Here is a 14930-nt window from a genome sequence, read left to right as displayed (position 1 = left end):
CCACCTCCTCACGCTTTGAGTTTGAGCACCTTACAGGCATCGGGAAAAATTTTTGCAAACCCGGAGGTCGCGGTAACAGCGGCACGTTCGAGCTGGGAGTCGATCAGGCGGTCGGCATCCACAGCGATCTCGCCCGCAGTGACCATCTCGAGCGCAAAATTTTTGTCCAGCGCAACGATGGTACCGGCAGGTACCGCCTTAGAGCGGATCACATTGGCCCCCAGCGGGGTGCCGACCATACCGCTGCCGGTAAAGTTCAGCCCAGCGACCGGGTCCCGCAGCTCGGTAAGGGTCAGCAGCTTCTGCATCATGTCAGGGGAAGCAATCAACGTATTCATCTGGAACTCATCGAAAGCTGACCAGAGGCTGAGCAGGTCGGCATAGGTGAGCGCACCTGCACCGGCGGTTTCTACCACCGCAGCCGGATTGTTGTTGGCATGATCCGGGCCGTCGCCGTTGATGAGCACATCGACCGCATCCGCAAGCTGGGCCTTGGTGATATAAGCGCCGATCTGTTTGAGGGTGACGGTGAACAGATCAATCCGCTGGAACCGGACAGCCTCATAGGAAGCAACAAGCATTCTTCCGCGCTTGACCATCTTCACGAGATTGTCCTTGAGTTTGACGACTGTTTCCGGAATCTCCGTCCCCTCTGCAACGACTTTTGCCTCCACATCATGGCCGGCGGCGGTGGTAATGGTGCGGTAGTCGAGCGAATTGATGACCGTCCGGGAGGCGATGATGTTGTTGATGGCAGCGGTTTCGTCCGCCCCCTGCATGACCGCGCGTGCGACATATTCGGGAAAGAGGGCAGCAGAATCGGCAGTGCTGAAAAACTTGGAGACGGGATCGCTGTTTGCACCGCTGACCCGGATATCGAACCGTTTGAGCTGGCGCTGGAAGGCGTCCATCCCGGCGAGATCGGTTCCGGCATAGTTTGCGGAAGGGTCAAGCTTCTCGAGCTGGGCGGAGAACGGCACACCGGACTTGTACATCGACTTGTCGAGTTTGATGTTCTGGTAATTCATACAAAAGATTCCTCCATTCAAAAAGTGGTGTCAGATACAGAACGCCTGATTATCGGGTGCGGGTCTGGATATTCCGCCGAGCTGTAGGCTGGGCGGGGTTCCCTGCATACTGGAAAGCCCGCGGCAGAAGGCTTCGAGCTGTCCGGCATCCATCCCTTTTGCGACCTCACCAACCGTACCGGCGGGGACCGATGGCAGAGCGAAAGCGGCGAGCGCGACCATCTTGCGGCGGAGCCGGTCGAGACGTGCGCGGCCGTCCTCGGCGAGGGATTCGAGCGACCGCAACTGATCCGCGAGGGCGGCGGCCTGCGCCGGGTCGAGCAGAACCTCCTGGCCGCTTTCAAGCGCCTTTCGCAGCTGGCCGGGCTCCGCGGCAGAAAACTGCTTGGTCACCCCGGCATTGGGCTGGGCGGGCACAGCTACGAATGACCATTCATACGCGTCGGTCGGCTCCTCCAGTTCCCGCCAGCACAGGACGCCGTTGTAGACCTCTCCGGGACGGTGCCCGCAGGGCTGATCGCGCAGATCAGCGCCGCAGACCGAGCAAAGCACCTTCCCCACTGCACACCCGACGCTGACCTCTTTTTTGATGCCCGCGTCAATCTCGAGAATCAGGTCCTCATTTTTGGGGCAGCGCACCATATACGCCCAGGCCCTTAACGCCCGATAAGGCTCGCCGTTTTCGACCACCCGTCCATCATCGGTTTCGACCGCTGTTTCAAAGATGCGGGCGGTCTGGTTCTGGCCTTTGGGGTCATGGTTGAAGATACCGGTTTTGCCGACGAAAAGCGAAGCGAGCTTCTGGAGCGCACCGGACGAAAACCGTTCCCCGTCGCGGTCAACCGCGTTATCGCAGAGCAGGAGCGAAAAGACATACACCTCATCCGCTTCCAATGCCCGCCTGGAAAACCGGTTGATCGCCTCGAGCTGGGCAGCAGATACCTCCCCACCCAAATTTTTCAGGATCAAAGCCTGTTTCATATCTGAGTTCCCTCCTTTTGGAGCTGTTGTTCGAGCTGGTCGGCCTGCAAATTGGTCAGACGGGCATTTGCGAGTTCCAGCTCGTCCTGTAAATTGATGTTGTCCCACGCAATCCCGGCTTCACAGGTATATCCCCGGAGCCGCAGGAAGAGGTTGCAGATTTTGAGGATCGCGGGTTCCACCAGCCTCCGGTAGCTTTCCAGCTCGGAGGTAAGGATGTCTGCCTGCTGGGCGCTCATCCGCTCGGTGGTAGACCAGTTCAGGCCGAGCAGGAAGGGCGGAATTCCCAGCTTGGCGACGATCTGTTCGAGCATCTGCCGCACCGGTATTTCGGTGTCGATCATCTGGTTATCAGCGCCGATCACCTTAATATCGACATCCCCGACCGCGACAAAATCCTTGATGTTGCCGGCCTTGCTGGAAGCCATCGCATCCCCCCACTCCCGAGCGATATTCCCGGCAATTTCTTTGGCATACGCGCGGTCGAGCGAACCGGCGCCGGGCTTGTAGGTGACCGCATACCGCAGGTTGGCGATCCGCTCAAAGTTCTGTCCCATCGAAGCATAGATTTTCATGAGCACATCGCAGACGAACGGCAGGCCGCTCAAAATCGACTCTCCGCGCAGTTGGCCGGCAGGTGGATTAAGCGCGGAACAGACGATCAGCTGCGGATAGGGCACCGGGACGGGAACCGCCCCATTTCTGGCGGCGCAGACCCGCACCTCAAATGGCGACTCCCCCTCCTGGAAATGCAGGTTGCGCACCGAGGCGTTGTAAAGCCCGGCGATCGACTCCCCGTCGCGGGAGAGGACGATCTCGCCGGCCGCATTGCCATAGAGGAGCAGGCTGTCGAGATACTGCCGTAAAAACGCCTCAAACCCCTGGGACATACCGCCCACTGGAACCTCTCGGAACAATTGCTCCAGTTCGGCCTGCGCGCGGGGATTCGAGCAAACCGGCCTGCACCCACCGGTGAGCCGTCCGATCTTGTCGATTGCCGCATCGACCACCGGGATCGAGCGGCGCAGCCCGTCATAGACTGCGCAGTCCCGGGTGTAGAGGGGGAGCATCCCGTTCCAGGCGGCGCATGGCTCCCGCGCGGTTTGAACAGAGCGCGCCGCCTCCCCTCTTTTCCACAGGTTGGAAAATTTCAATGAGAAATCCCTCCTTACCTAAAATAATGGAACCCCATTCTGCATCTGGCGAAATTCACCATGGATTCCCTTGCCTTTTTCAAGCCTAGATCAAACAGTTCGCCAGCCTTTGCACCTGCTTACGAGAAGATACTTTGCGCCTGGCTGGCTATACACGCTGCTGTGTCAGCCCCCTCCGCGGCTGCACGCGGCGAAGAAAGCGCCGCCCTCCGGCTCGTCGAGGACGGTAGCAGCGAAATACCGCATATCGTCCATCGCATGGTCATGCTCCTTGACGGGGCAATCCCGACCGGCGCGGCCATCCCAGCGGTAGAGGGAGAACTCCCGGATCAACCCTTCACACCGGCGGGAAAACCGGAGTTTCCCCTGTTTGAGCAGGCTTCCGACCAGCCGGATGCCATCAGCGACGCTATTTTTGGCGGGGATGACAAAAAACCTTCCATGCCTGCGGATACAGGCGATAAAGCTGGCGGCCGACGGGTCGACGATCACCGCCTCAACTTCCCGCGTACCAGCAAGCGACTCCAATGCCTGATAATATTCCTCATCGGTCATCTGGCGCCCTTCCCTGCGGGAGTCATAGTAGAACTCGTCCAGCCGATACCAAACCCCATCCCTCTCCCCCCACAGCCCCATGGAAGTGGGGTTGACGGTGCCATAATCGCAGGAGAGGAAGAACCTGCGGCAGGCAGGCGGCTGATCGAACAGATGCACCGCAGGATCAAACATTGGGTAAACCGCCCCCTGCGCAGCGACCCATTTCCCCAACACAAACCGCTCGTAGAAACTGCCTGAATAAAGGGATTCATAGCGGGCGAGCACCGCAGGAGAAAGGGACGGGTTATCGCGCATGGCAAAATGCAGATAGAGGGCGTTCCGGGCCTCTGCGCGGCAGATCCATTCGGTATAAAACCAGTGAGCCGGGTGCTCCGGATTGCAGCTGAACCAGAACCGCGCGCCTTCCACCGAACATCGGGCGAGCGCCTGTTCGACGAACGAACGGGGCATCAGGGCGACCTCGTCGAACAGCACGCCGGCGAGGGTGGCCCCCTGGATGAGAGCGGCGCTTCCTTCATCCCTTCCCCCAAACAGGTAGAACCGGTTGGACCGTCTGCCGCGGGAGATTTCGATGTATCCGCGTGACAGGTGGTCTGCACACCGGAATCCCAGCTCCCCCAGACAGGCGGTCAGAGGCGTGACGAGGTTACGCCGGAGAGAAAGGACAGTGCGCCCGCAGAGGGCGAAACTCTGGCGGTCGAAACAGGCCATCGCCCAGCTAACGAACCCGACCGACAGGCAGAAGGTCTTACCGCTGCGCACCGCCCCATCGCAGATGACCGCACAGCATCCGGCATGAGGGCTGTCTGGATGCCACCAACTGATGGCGGCGAGCTGTTTCCGGGAAAACCGTTCAATCTTCACGCCCCTGCTCCCCTTTCGGCCCCGCGAGCGCATTTGCCGAGCGGGAGAGTGCATCGAGCAGCGGAGATTCGGCTTCCCCGCCTTCCCCCTCCAACCCAGCGAGGAGGGAGAGCGCTTTCAGCCGGTCGAAGAATTTCAGCTCAACCCCTCCGCCCTTGGGGTACTTTACCTCTGCGAGGTGAAACAACAGATCGGGCGGCAGCGGGTCTGCCCCATCCGCCAGCTGCACCTCTTCCCGGCCGTACCCAGCCCCGAGGGCGAGCCGTTCCAAACCGGACCTTGCGCGTGCCGCAGGGGCACAGAAGGCAAGCGCCTTTGTCAGCCGGGCGATTCTCCTGCGTAGGCCGTACTCCCCGAGCAGCAGACATGCGGTGCGTGCGGGATCGCCGTCTATCGGGATACCAGAACGCACAGCAGCCTCTTCCGGCTCGAATCCACGTGCCACAAAGATGCAGAATAATTTTTTTGCCTGCACCAGATCAACCTGATCCGTAACCATCAACTCCTTTCACCCCTCCGTCCAAAAACGAAAAAGGTGCAGAAAAACTGCACCTTTCAAAAAAATTTTAAAAAAGAATGAAAAAACGAGGATTAAAATACGAATGGTATTTTAATCCTCGTTTCAAACAAATTGTTATAAAAATTCAAATGGTGAACACATCCCCGCGAATCCGGGGAATGCCTCGAACACTCGATCCCATAGGCATGGAAGCTGCGAAGGGGGACACCGCCCGCCGTTTTACACCATGGAAACTTTGCCGCGCTGGGACGCACGCCGCCAGACGGAAGGCAGCAGCAGGGTCAGCATGGGGAAGATCTCGAGCCGGCCAAAGAGCATGTCCATCGTCAGGACGAGCTTGCTCAGGCCGGAATAGGCTGAAAAATTCTCCATGGGGCCGACCGCACCCAACCCCGGCCCGATATTATTGAGGCAGGAGAGCACAGCCGTGATGTTGGATTCGAGCGAAAAATTATCCTTGGAGATGACTAACAGGGAAACCACCCCGATCAGGCAGTAGAAGGTCATATAGACGTTGACGCCATGCAGGGTATCCTCCCCGACAACCTCCTGATCCATCCGTACCAGGTTGACTTCACGCGGATTAATCATCCGGCGGATGGTCTGTCTGGCATTTTTGAGAAGGAGCAGCCCGCGCGAGACCTTGATGCCGCCGCCGGTCGAACCGGCGGATGCGCCAATGACCATCAAGACGACAAGGATGGTACGAGAGAACTCGGGCCAGAGGTTGAAGTCGGTGGTAGCGAACCCGGAGGTGGTCATAATCGACGCGACCTGGAAAAAGGCATGGTGTAAGGAATCCCCAAAATCCCCATTGAAGAACGGCAGTGTATTGTATCCGATCAGCAGTGTAGCCGCCGTCACGATGCCGAGATAGGCACGCAGCTCTTCATTGAAGAACGCGCGGGAAAATTCGCGGAGGAGCAGCAGGTAGTAGATGCTGAAATTGATTCCGAAGAGCACCATAAACACAGCGATGATATTCTGCTGCAAAAAGGTATAACGCACACAGCTATCGTTCAGCACTCCGAACCCGCCGGTTCCAGCAGTACCGAACGAGATGCAGACGCTGTCGAAGAGCGGCATACCGCTCAGGAGGAGCAGCCCCATCTGGACCACCGTCATGACACAGTAGATCGCATAAAGGATGACTGCGGTCTTGCGCATTTTGGGGGCGAGCTTGCCGACCTCGGGGCCGGGGCTTTCGGCGCGCATGAGGTGAAGTGAGGAGCCAGACCCCTGTGCCATCGGCAGGATGGCGAGCAGGAAGACCAGAACGCCCATGCCGCCCAGCCAGTGGGTGAAGCTGCGCCAGTAAAGGAGGCCATGCGGCATCGCTTCCACGCTGGTTAAAATGCTTGCGCCGGTGGTGGTAAACCCGGAGACGGTTTCAAACAGCGCGTCGATAAAATGGGGGATCTCACGGCTGATGAAGAAGGGCAGCGCCCCGAACACCGACATGACGATCCAGACCAGGGCAACAATCACCAACCCATCCCGCGCATAAAAATGGCGTTCTTTGGGCTTGAGGAAAAAGCTCGCCGCACTGACCACGAGCAGCAGCAAAATAGCGATCAAGAAGCCGTAAACAGCGCTTGATTCCCCGCGGGCCAGCGAGATCGCCAGCCCCGGGAGCATAAACAGGGCCTGGATCCGGAGGATATACCCCAGGATATAGGCCAGCATCCGATAGTTCATCCTTTCATCCCCCCTGGATCAGCTCCGGTTGGGGTCGGTGGTGCCGTAGGTATTGGCGGGGACCGGCCCATCCAAAAAGATGTCATTGAGGTCTTTATACAACCTGTCCGAGGTGGTGACAACAACGACCGTATCGTTCAGTTCGATCGTGTCATTACCCCTTGGGATGATAACCTTCCCATACCGGGTAATGCAGGCGATCAGGATTCCCTTTTTGAGCTGGATCTGGGCAAGGGTTTCCCCGAGATGGCGGGTGGTGGCGTTGGCGCGGAACTCGAGCGCCTCTACCATGTCATCCACCAGCCGGTGCAGGGTGAGCACCGAACCGCCGCTGGTGTTCTGCATCGCCCGGACATACCGCACGATGTCATTGGCAGTGATCTGTTTTGGGCTGATGACGCAGTCGATCCCCTTATCGCGGAAGACCTCGGTGTATTCGGTGCGGTTGATCTTGGTGACCACCTTGGGCACGCCCAGATGGTTGGCATACATCGAAACGATCAGGTTTTCCTCGTCCATATCGGTAAGGGTAACCACCGCATCGGTTTCACGGATTCCCTCTTCGAGCAGGACCTCCTGGTTGGCGCCCGCCCCATGGATAATGGTGGCCTTGGGGAGCATTTCAGCGAGTTCGAGGCAGCGTTCCCGCCGCTGCTCAATGATCTTGACCGCGACCCCGGCGCCGAGCAGGCTCATAGCGAGGTAATAGGCGATCCGGCTCCCGCCGATAATCATGACATCGCGGACCTTGTGCGTCACCAGCCCCAGATGTTTGATCAGGGAGGTCAGCTCATGGGAAGGGGCGGTGACATAGATTTTATCTTTTTTCTGCAAGCAGAAGTTACCGTCCGGGATATAGGCTTTCCCTTCCCGCTCGACCGCGCAGACAAGCACATTGACCTTGGCGATTTTATAAAGCTCGGAGAGCTTCTGCCCGTCGAGCAGGCCGCCCTCACGCAAAATCAGTTCAACGATCTCCACTTTTCCCTTGGCAAACGAGTCCCGCCGCAGGAACGACGGGAACTGAAGCAGTTTAAAGGTTTCTCTTGCGGCCGCGAGTTCGGGGTTGATGGTCAGGCTCAACCCCAGTTCTTCCTTCAGGAAGATCAGCTGTTCCGCATATTCGGGATTGCGGACGCGGGCAATCGTGTGCGCATCCCCGAGCTTGCGCGCAACGATGCAGCAGAGCATATTCAATTCATCCGCAGAGGTTGCCGCGATCAGCAGATCACAGTTTGCAACATTTGCCTGCTTCTGTACTTTCAGGCTCGCGCCGTTGCCATGCACGACCATGACGTCGAGCGTCTCGACCGATTCCTGCAAAACGTCCTTATTGCTGTCGATGACTACGATGTCGTGCCCTTCTTTCGAGAGCTGTTTGGTCAGATTGTAGCCCACCTTGCCATCGCCTACAATTACAATCTTCATCCGTTGGGCCTCCCATTCAAGCTGCGGATTCCAGGTCCGCATTCCTGTCATTCAAACGGTTCCAGATAACACGTTTATAGTATCACGTAATTGTGAAAGATACAAGGAAAATCTTTAAACCTGTATTCATAATCAGGGGATACCGGATAGGCGAGGAATTGTGTTGATTTCTTTCTGCAAGGGGGCTTTTTCACTTGCAAAAAGCCTCCTCTTGCCGCTTCGCGGCAATTCACCCGAAAAAAGCGCTTCACAGGATAAAGCGTTCCGCGCTCATCTCGCGCTAAGAGCCCGCCTTCGGCGGGTTGCGCTCGAAACGCTTCGCTGCGGCTCGCAGTGCGGAACGCGTCGGGGGCTCCGCCCCTCGACCCTGCCACCTTTGAAAAGGTGGACGAAACTTTTGGATAAAGAACAGATAAAAAGCGCACTTTGTCCCATCGGGGAGGGGCCTGCGGCGAGGGGTCACCGACCCCTCGCCCGTAAGGCAAACTGAGGGGGCGTCGCGCTTTGCGCGCTTCGGGCTGAAAGCCCGAGAAGACCCCCGAAGAAGGGCGCTTGCGCCCCGGAAGTTTGGGCTGGAACCCAAACTTCCGTTGCCTCACTGCCCCTCGACCCCGCGATTTTTTGAAAAAAATCGAGTAAAACTTTAAATAATGGAAACCGGAGAAAAAATGGAAAGATGGAAGCGACCTGCATCATCCCAAAAAAGAACCTGTGAAAAAGGCGCTTGGAAAAGCACCTCTTTCACAGATCTGGGCAGGTTTCATCCAATATTGGTTTGTTCCCCTTACTCCTGGGATTCAACGTTTTGACGAAATTGATTCTCTCTATACGAAATGTAAAATTTGTTCCAGCTATAAACTGCGAGGCTGTAGGCCTGTTCAAGCAGCCGTACCGACTGTGGCGTGGTCAGGCTGGCGTAGGTTTTCCGCCCCTGTTCGAGCCGGTTGAAGGGATCGAGAGAGAGGGTGTAGTTTTGCCCAAGAAACTGGGCATTCCAGACAAGTTGGGAGGTTTGGGAAAGGGCGAGCGCGGGGGAAGGCGCCGTATTTTCATATTGGGAGTTGGTGGAATCGACCCAGAAAAAGAGGGTGACCCAGCCCGCCGCCATGAGGGTCAGCAGGAAAGATACAAAAAACAGCCTGAAATCCTTTTGATTTGTCATTCTTTTTCACATCCTTAACGAGTAGTAGCATCTTTACGAGAAGGGGCATCCCGCCTGCGGGGGGCTGTCACTTCGACGCAGGTTCGCTGGCAGCCAGCCCGAAGAGAACACTTGCTATTCCTCCGCCTGCTCCATATTGGCAAGGAGCAGTTTGGCGAGCGAATTGCCGATCAGCTCTGCGGAATAGATGCTTTCATCGAGGGTGTTTGCATTGGAGCCGATCTCGAGCAGGAGTGACCCAGTGGTCAGGTCCATGTTATACTTGCGGTAGCAGAAGAAAATCGGACGGGTGAGTTGGGGATAGTCCTGCTCGACCGCATCCTGCAAAGAAGCTGCAAACCGCAGGTTCTGCCGCCATTCGGGAACGCCCATTGTGCCGTCCTCGCATCCGGTGATAATCATGAGCTGGGCGGCTTTGCGGCCGTTGATCTCGACCACCGGCTTGACGATCAGGTCGGATTCCCGCTGGATCGCATCCCGATGCACATCCAGCGCGATCTTGATGGTCGGATATTTTTCCAGATAGGACTTGATCGTCTCGGCGCTGCGTTCATAGGAGCCATTGTAGGAGGGGTAGTCGTGCTGGGTGGTGTCGTGCACAACCCCGATCCCCGCATCGGACAGTACCTGCTCCAGGGCATTGCCCACAGCCACCATATTTTTGTGGTTATCGGTATCCCGCCAGGTGTTCCGCGTGTCGTAGGTTTCGCTGTCATACGGCTCATAGCTTTCGGTAGCATGGGTGTGGAAGATCAGGACCTGCGGCGCGTCGGTCCGCTCGAGGGTGAGGTTCATCCCCTGCTCCATGATCTCTACGATCTCACTGTCCGGCTCGTCGGTATAGTTGCGCAGTTTGCCAGCGCCATACCGCAACAGGTTTTTCGCGGTGCCGGCCATATTCTCCTGCAATAGCGTCCCGCGATATTCCTCTGGTATTTCGGGTGGGGGGTCCTTTGCAGGGGAAGGGTCGGTGACGGTCGGTTCCGGTTCCTCTTCCTCATTCACAGAGGGACTGGGCTGGCTCGACGCAGGCGGGGGTTCCAAATCTGGGTTTTCCTCGTCCGGCCAGTCAGAGATGTAAGGCTCTACCTCCGATTCCTCTCCCTGGGTTCGATATTCCTGATCGAGCCTGTCCCGAAAACGGGATTCCAAAAGTTCGATCGAGCCTTCCGGCATGTTGACCATTGCGGAAAGCAGAGCGGCCTGTTCGGGCAGCCTGCTCAGATCGAACGGAGACATCCGGAGTGCTGCCAGGGAAAGGGGGATGACGAAGATTGCAGTCATAGCCGCCGGGAGATACCGACGGCGAATGCGTCCAGACCGTTTCAGCTTGACCGCCTCCCCACAACCGAGTTCAAAAATCAGATTCCCTTCATCTTATGCGGGGAGGGGCAGGAATTATGCCGCTGCATCCGGGCTTCCCTTCCGGGCAGGCTGGTCAAAAGGCAGGATGGCCGGTGGGACAGAGCATGGTCAGGAAACCAGATAACTGATCTCCTCGAGCGAGAGCTGGGGCTGCAAAGCGGCGTTGAGGGCCAGCGAGAGATGTTTGGCGCCCCGCTCGATGAGGGCGTCGACGTCGCGGGGAGTAACCATCATGGCGCGCGCTTCCTCCGGGACACGGGATTCGTCCTCGCATCCGAGCAAGCCGCAGACGAGGGTGCCGCCATCGACGACTGTAGGAATTCCCAGCGAGAGGACCGGCACACCAAGCGACTGACGCGAAAGCTCCTTGCGGGCATTCAGCACACCCGATCCGGGGGAGATGCCGCTGTCCGAAAGCTGGATGGTGCATCCGAGCCGTTCAGGGGAACCGGCGGCCAGCGCATCGACCGCCACCACAGCCGCCGGGGAGAGATCGCGGACGATCGAAAGGATGATCTCGCCGGTTTCAATGCCGGTCTGCCCGAGCACGCCGGGAGCGATTGCCGCGACCGGCCGCAGCCCGGAGAGGCCGGTCTGTTCGGCGAGCTGGGCCGGGATATGGCGGGTAGCGAGTATCTGACGGACGGTCAGCGGGCCGAGCGCATCGGGTGTAATCTGTGCGTTCCCCAGCCCCACTACCAGCACCATCCCTTCGGGCGGCAGCATCCTGCGCAGTTCCTCCGCGAGCAGATGGGTCACCTCATCAGCGGGATTCACCGGACCGCCGATCGGCGGCATCCCGACAGTGACATACCGCCCGACCGGCTTACCGAGCTGCTTTGCGGCCTGCTGGCTGGTGATCTCGACAGCAGTGACCCGAATCCCCTCCTGCTCTCGTTCCGAGCAGGAAACGCCGTCCGGCAGCCTGTCCCGGAATGGCGCGGCCGATTCGACCGCGAGATCGGTTCTGAAAAGATGCATACATATTCCCCCAAACTGTGATAATCCAATATAAATTTCCTTGTTCGGTTGTAAAACCGGAAGGGTTGGTGTATATTATAAAGGAAACGCTGAAAAAGGATGCTTTTGATTCTTTTTAGCCCGCGGCGATCCCGCCCAGGGGGCTGTTGCAAACGGCCTTGTTTCATGATAATACAATCAAAGTACGCGAAACAAACGGTTTTTTACCAGGAAACACAAAAACAAAGGATAGGAGACAAGATGGCAAAACGAAAACTGGGGCTGAAAATACTCGCTGTCGGCATAGTGATATTGTTGGTTGCGCTCCTGCTTTTATTCAATACCAACTCGATCTGGGCGCTGGTGACGCTTGGAGCATCAATTCTACTCAACGCCATCGGCTTGACGATGGTGATTGCGAAATAAAGGGGATACTTCCAATGGATTATCTACATCGCACATGGGCGGAGATCGACCTGGACAGCATCCGTCACAACTTCCGGGAGCTGAAAAAGCGGCTTTCGGGAAGCTGCCTGACAATGGCGGTAGTCAAGGCGGACGCCTATGGACACGGGGACGGATTTGTCTCCCGCATGCTGCAAGCGGAAGGCGCGGATTGGTTTGGCGTTTCCAATATCAACGAGGCGATCTCGCTGCGCCGTCAGGAGGTCAAAAAGCCGATTCTGATTCTGGGGTTCACCCCGCCCGAGCTGGCCGGGGAGCTGAACCGGCTGAACGTCTCCCAGACAGTTTATTCGCCTGATTACGCGAACGCCCTCTCGGAAGCCGCCCAGCGGCAGGGTGTCCGGGTTGACTGCCATATCAAGGTGGACACCGGCATGTCCCGGATCGGCTTTTATGCCCAGCGGTCGCAGGCCGCACAGGCTGCGGAGGAGATTGCACAGACCTGCTCGCTCCCGGGGCTTTCCTGCACCGGTATCTTCACCCATTTTGCCTGTGCAGACGAGTACAATCCGGACAGCGCTGCCTATACCAGAGGACAGTTCCAGACGTTTCTGGATACACTCAAGCTTTTGGAGACGAGGGGAATTCATTTTGCGCTCCGGCACTGCTGCAACAGCGCGGGAGCGCTTGCCTATCCGGAGATGCATCTGGACATGGTGCGGCTCGGGGTGGTGCTCTATGGGCTGAACCCGTCCGCAGAATGCGCCGGGATGGCAGCTCTTCGTCCGGCGATGTCTCTCTATACGACGGTTACAATGGTCAAAGAGCTGGAGGAGGGGGTTGCGGTCAGCTATGGCAGACGGTATGCCGCAGGGGAAGGTGGCCGGACGATCGCTTCGATCGCGGTCGGATACGCGGACGGATACCGCCGCAGCTTCACCAACCGGGGCAGAGTGCTGATCCATGGGCAGTTCGCGCAGGTAACAGGGGCGGTCTGTATGGACCAGATGATGGTCGACGTGACCGGGATTTCGCAGATACAGACGGGCGACCGGGTGACGCTGCTCGGCGCGAACGGGGAAAACCGGATCACACTGGATGATTTTGCGGCGGTGAACGGAACGATCAACTATGAGGAATGCTGCCTGATCGGGCGGCGGGTTCCGCGTGTTTACATAGAGGGCGGCAGAGAGTCCGCAGTGGTCGACTATGTGGTCGCGCCTCTGTGACCCCGCCTGCATAGCGGGCATAGAACGGAGCCACACTGAAATTGTTTGAAAAATCGAAAATCTGGAGGCATGGATATGGACAGCAGGGTCAAACACTTTTTGGAGGAGATCAAGGGCAAACGGGTGACCGTGATCGGCATAGGCGTAAGCCATTCGGACCTGATCTTCCGTCTGAACGACTGGGGCGCAAAGGTCACCGCCTGCGACAAGCGCACCCGGGAACAGGTAGGGCAGGCGCTTTGCAGCAACTTTGAAGCGCAGGGGATCACCCTGCACCTTGGCCCCGACTATCTGGAGGGGATCGACGCAGACATCGTCCTGCGCACACCGGGCATGAAATTCCATCTGCCGGTCCTGGAGGAGCTGCGCAAAAATGGTGTCGCCGTGACCAGTGAGATGGAGCTGTTTTTTGAACTCTGTCCCTGCCGGACGATCGCGGTGACCGGCAGCGACGGTAAGACCACCAGCACCACCCTGATTTCCGAGATTCTGAAAGAGGCGGGATACCGGGTGCATCTGGGCGGCAATATCGGACGGGCACTGCTGCCGGACATTGAGGATGTGCGGGAAAATGATTTTGCTGTGGTGGAGCTTTCGAGTTTCCAGCTAATCTCGATGCGGCGCAGCCCGGACATTGCGGTTATTACCAACATCACCCCCAACCATCTGGATATGCACAAGGACATGCAGGAATATGTGGATGCGAAAAAGAACATCTTCCAGCATCAGGGGGCGTTTTCCCGGACGGTTCTGGGGGTGGACAACGACCTTGCCGCATCGTTCGTAGGGCAGACGAGGGGCCAGACATTCGAATTCTCGACCGAACATCCGGTAAGGTCGGGGGCATACCTTGGCGGGGACGGTATTCTCTATATGTCAATCAATGGAGAGGCGCAGAAGGTCATCCACGCGAGCGACATCCGGATTCCCGGCCGGCACAACATCAAAAACTATCTTGGGGCGATCTGTGCGGTCTGGGGATACGTGGATCGCGAAGCGATTTATAATGTGGCGACCGAATTCGCGGGAGTGGAGCACCGGATTGAGCTGGTGCGGGAGCTGGACGGCGTGAGATGGTACAACGACTCGATCGCCACCACCCCGACCCGTACGATGGCAGGGCTGGCCGCGTTCGACCAGCGGCTGATCCTTCTGGCTGGCGGCTACGATAAGAAAATCCCGTTTGAGCCGCTCGCCCCCAAACTGGCGGAGAAGGTCAAGCTGCTGATCCTGACCGGCACCACTGCTGACAAGATCGAAGCGGCAGTCAAAGCCTGCGGCAGCTACGACCCCGCACAGCTCACCATCCTGCGGGCGAAGGATCTGGAACAAGCGGTGCAGATCGCGCGGGAGAACGCCAAAGCGGGGGACATCGTGTCGCTCTCGCCCGCCTGTGCAAGTTATGATGCGTTCCCCAACTTTGAGGTACGCGGACGGTATTATAAAGAGCTGGTCAACGCCCTTTAAAGACAACGAAAGTTTGGGTTCCAGACCAAAACAACGCCCGTCGCTTCTCGGGCTTTCAGCCCGAAGCGCGTTTCACGCGACGCTCGGGCAGGATGCGCCTTGCGGGCTAGG

Annotated in this window: 13 protein-coding genes; 3 read left to right on the top strand and 10 right to left on the bottom strand. The window is 57.9% G+C overall.

The genetic code is table 11. The features are described 5' to 3' along the window. Positions 1–8: 8 nt before the first annotated feature. The 10 genes from D5269_RS03740 to gpr form a co-directional block, all read right to left on the bottom strand. Positions 9–1028, bottom strand: a complete 1020-nt coding sequence (locus D5269_RS03740) for a phage major capsid protein (RefSeq protein ID WP_120485044.1) — start codon at positions 1026–1028, stop codon at positions 9–11. A 30-nt stretch (positions 1029–1058) separates the two neighbouring features. Further along, on the bottom strand, positions 1059–2009 hold the full coding sequence (locus tag D5269_RS03735) for a hypothetical protein (protein ID WP_120485045.1): 951 nt from the start codon (positions 2007–2009) through the stop codon (positions 1059–1061). Beyond that, positions 2006–3163, bottom strand: a complete 1158-nt coding sequence (locus D5269_RS03730) for a serine/threonine protein phosphatase (RefSeq protein ID WP_158604922.1) — start codon at positions 3161–3163, stop codon at positions 2006–2008. The genes D5269_RS03735 and D5269_RS03730 overlap by 4 nt, the downstream gene beginning before the upstream one ends. A 165-nt stretch (positions 3164–3328) precedes the next feature. Beyond that, positions 3329–4585, bottom strand: coding sequence for a PBSX family phage terminase large subunit (locus tag D5269_RS03725; protein ID WP_120485046.1), 1257 nt, complete (start codon positions 4583–4585; stop codon positions 3329–3331). After that, entirely contained in the window at positions 4575–5087 is a 513-nt protein-coding gene (locus D5269_RS03720; RefSeq protein WP_022788629.1) for a hypothetical protein, read from the bottom strand. Before D5269_RS03720 ends, D5269_RS03725 begins: the two co-directional genes overlap by 11 nt. Positions 5088–5324: 237 nt before the next feature. Beyond that, complete coding sequence (locus tag D5269_RS03715; RefSeq protein ID WP_120485047.1) at positions 5325–6803, bottom strand: TrkH family potassium uptake protein; 1479 nt, start codon at positions 6801–6803, stop codon at positions 5325–5327. 18 nt (positions 6804–6821) lie between these two features. Further along, on the bottom strand, positions 6822–8273 hold the full coding sequence (trkA, locus tag D5269_RS03710) for a Trk system potassium transporter TrkA (RefSeq protein ID WP_255345291.1): 1452 nt from the start codon (positions 8271–8273) through the stop codon (positions 6822–6824). 742 nt (positions 8274–9015) lie between these two features. Then, on the bottom strand, positions 9016–9393 hold the full coding sequence (locus tag D5269_RS03705; protein WP_120485048.1) for a hypothetical protein: 378 nt from the start codon (positions 9391–9393) through the stop codon (positions 9016–9018). A gap of 114 nt (positions 9394–9507) precedes the next feature. Then, positions 9508–10677 (bottom strand): stage II sporulation protein P, encoded by a 1170-nt coding sequence (locus tag D5269_RS03700; RefSeq protein WP_120485049.1) that lies wholly within the window; start codon positions 10675–10677, stop codon positions 9508–9510. Positions 10678–10866: 189 nt separating this feature from the next. Continuing rightward, complete coding sequence (gpr, locus tag D5269_RS03695) at positions 10867–11739, bottom strand: GPR endopeptidase (protein WP_016317629.1); 873 nt, start codon at positions 11737–11739, stop codon at positions 10867–10869. Between the two features lie 240 nt (positions 11740–11979). Between gpr and D5269_RS03690 the strand changes: the two genes are divergently transcribed. The 3 genes from D5269_RS03690 to murD all read left to right on the top strand — a co-directional run bounded on the left by D5269_RS03690 (position 11980) and on the right by murD (position 14819). Next, positions 11980–12144, top strand: coding sequence for a hypothetical protein (locus D5269_RS03690; RefSeq protein ID WP_016317630.1), 165 nt, complete (start codon positions 11980–11982; stop codon positions 12142–12144). 14 nt (positions 12145–12158) lie between these two features. Then, positions 12159–13352, top strand: coding sequence for an alanine racemase (gene alr, locus D5269_RS03685; RefSeq protein WP_120485050.1), 1194 nt, complete (start codon positions 12159–12161; stop codon positions 13350–13352). A gap of 75 nt (positions 13353–13427) precedes the next feature. Then, positions 13428–14819, top strand: coding sequence for a UDP-N-acetylmuramoyl-L-alanine--D-glutamate ligase (gene murD / locus D5269_RS03680; protein ID WP_016317632.1), 1392 nt, complete (start codon positions 13428–13430; stop codon positions 14817–14819). Positions 14820–14930: the final 111 nt, after the last annotated feature.

Origin of the sequence: Anaerotruncus sp. 1XD42-93, assembly GCF_009917605.1 — a bacterium.
Classification (GTDB): domain Bacteria; phylum Bacillota; class Clostridia; order Oscillospirales; family Ruminococcaceae; genus Anaerotruncus.
The sequence above is the reverse complement of the archived record's forward strand: the minus strand, read 5'-3'. Positions and strand labels throughout refer to the sequence as shown.

Coding starts and splice junctions, on each gene's coding strand:
- D5269_RS03740 (WP_120485044.1), bottom strand. CDS start 1,028: ATGAATTACCAGAACATCAAACTCGACAAGTCGATGTACAAGTCCGGT.
- D5269_RS03735 (WP_120485045.1), bottom strand. CDS start 2,009: ATGAAACAGGCTTTGATCCTGAAAAATTTGGGTGGGGAGGTATCTGCT.
- D5269_RS03715 (WP_120485047.1), bottom strand. CDS start 6,803: ATGAACTATCGGATGCTGGCCTATATCCTGGGGTATATCCTCCGGATC.
- trkA (WP_255345291.1), bottom strand. CDS start 8,273: ATGCGGACCTGGAATCCGCAGCTTGAATGGGAGGCCCAACGGATGAAG.
- D5269_RS03705 (WP_120485048.1), bottom strand. CDS start 9,393: ATGACAAATCAAAAGGATTTCAGGCTGTTTTTTGTATCTTTCCTGCTG.
- D5269_RS03700 (WP_120485049.1), bottom strand. CDS start 10,677: ATGACTGCAATCTTCGTCATCCCCCTTTCCCTGGCAGCACTCCGGATG.
- gpr (WP_016317629.1), bottom strand. CDS start 11,739: ATGCATCTTTTCAGAACCGATCTCGCGGTCGAATCGGCCGCGCCATTC.
- D5269_RS03690 (WP_016317630.1), top strand. CDS start 11,980: ATGGCAAAACGAAAACTGGGGCTGAAAATACTCGCTGTCGGCATAGTG.
- alr (WP_120485050.1), top strand. CDS start 12,159: ATGGATTATCTACATCGCACATGGGCGGAGATCGACCTGGACAGCATC.
- murD (WP_016317632.1), top strand. CDS start 13,428: ATGGACAGCAGGGTCAAACACTTTTTGGAGGAGATCAAGGGCAAACGG.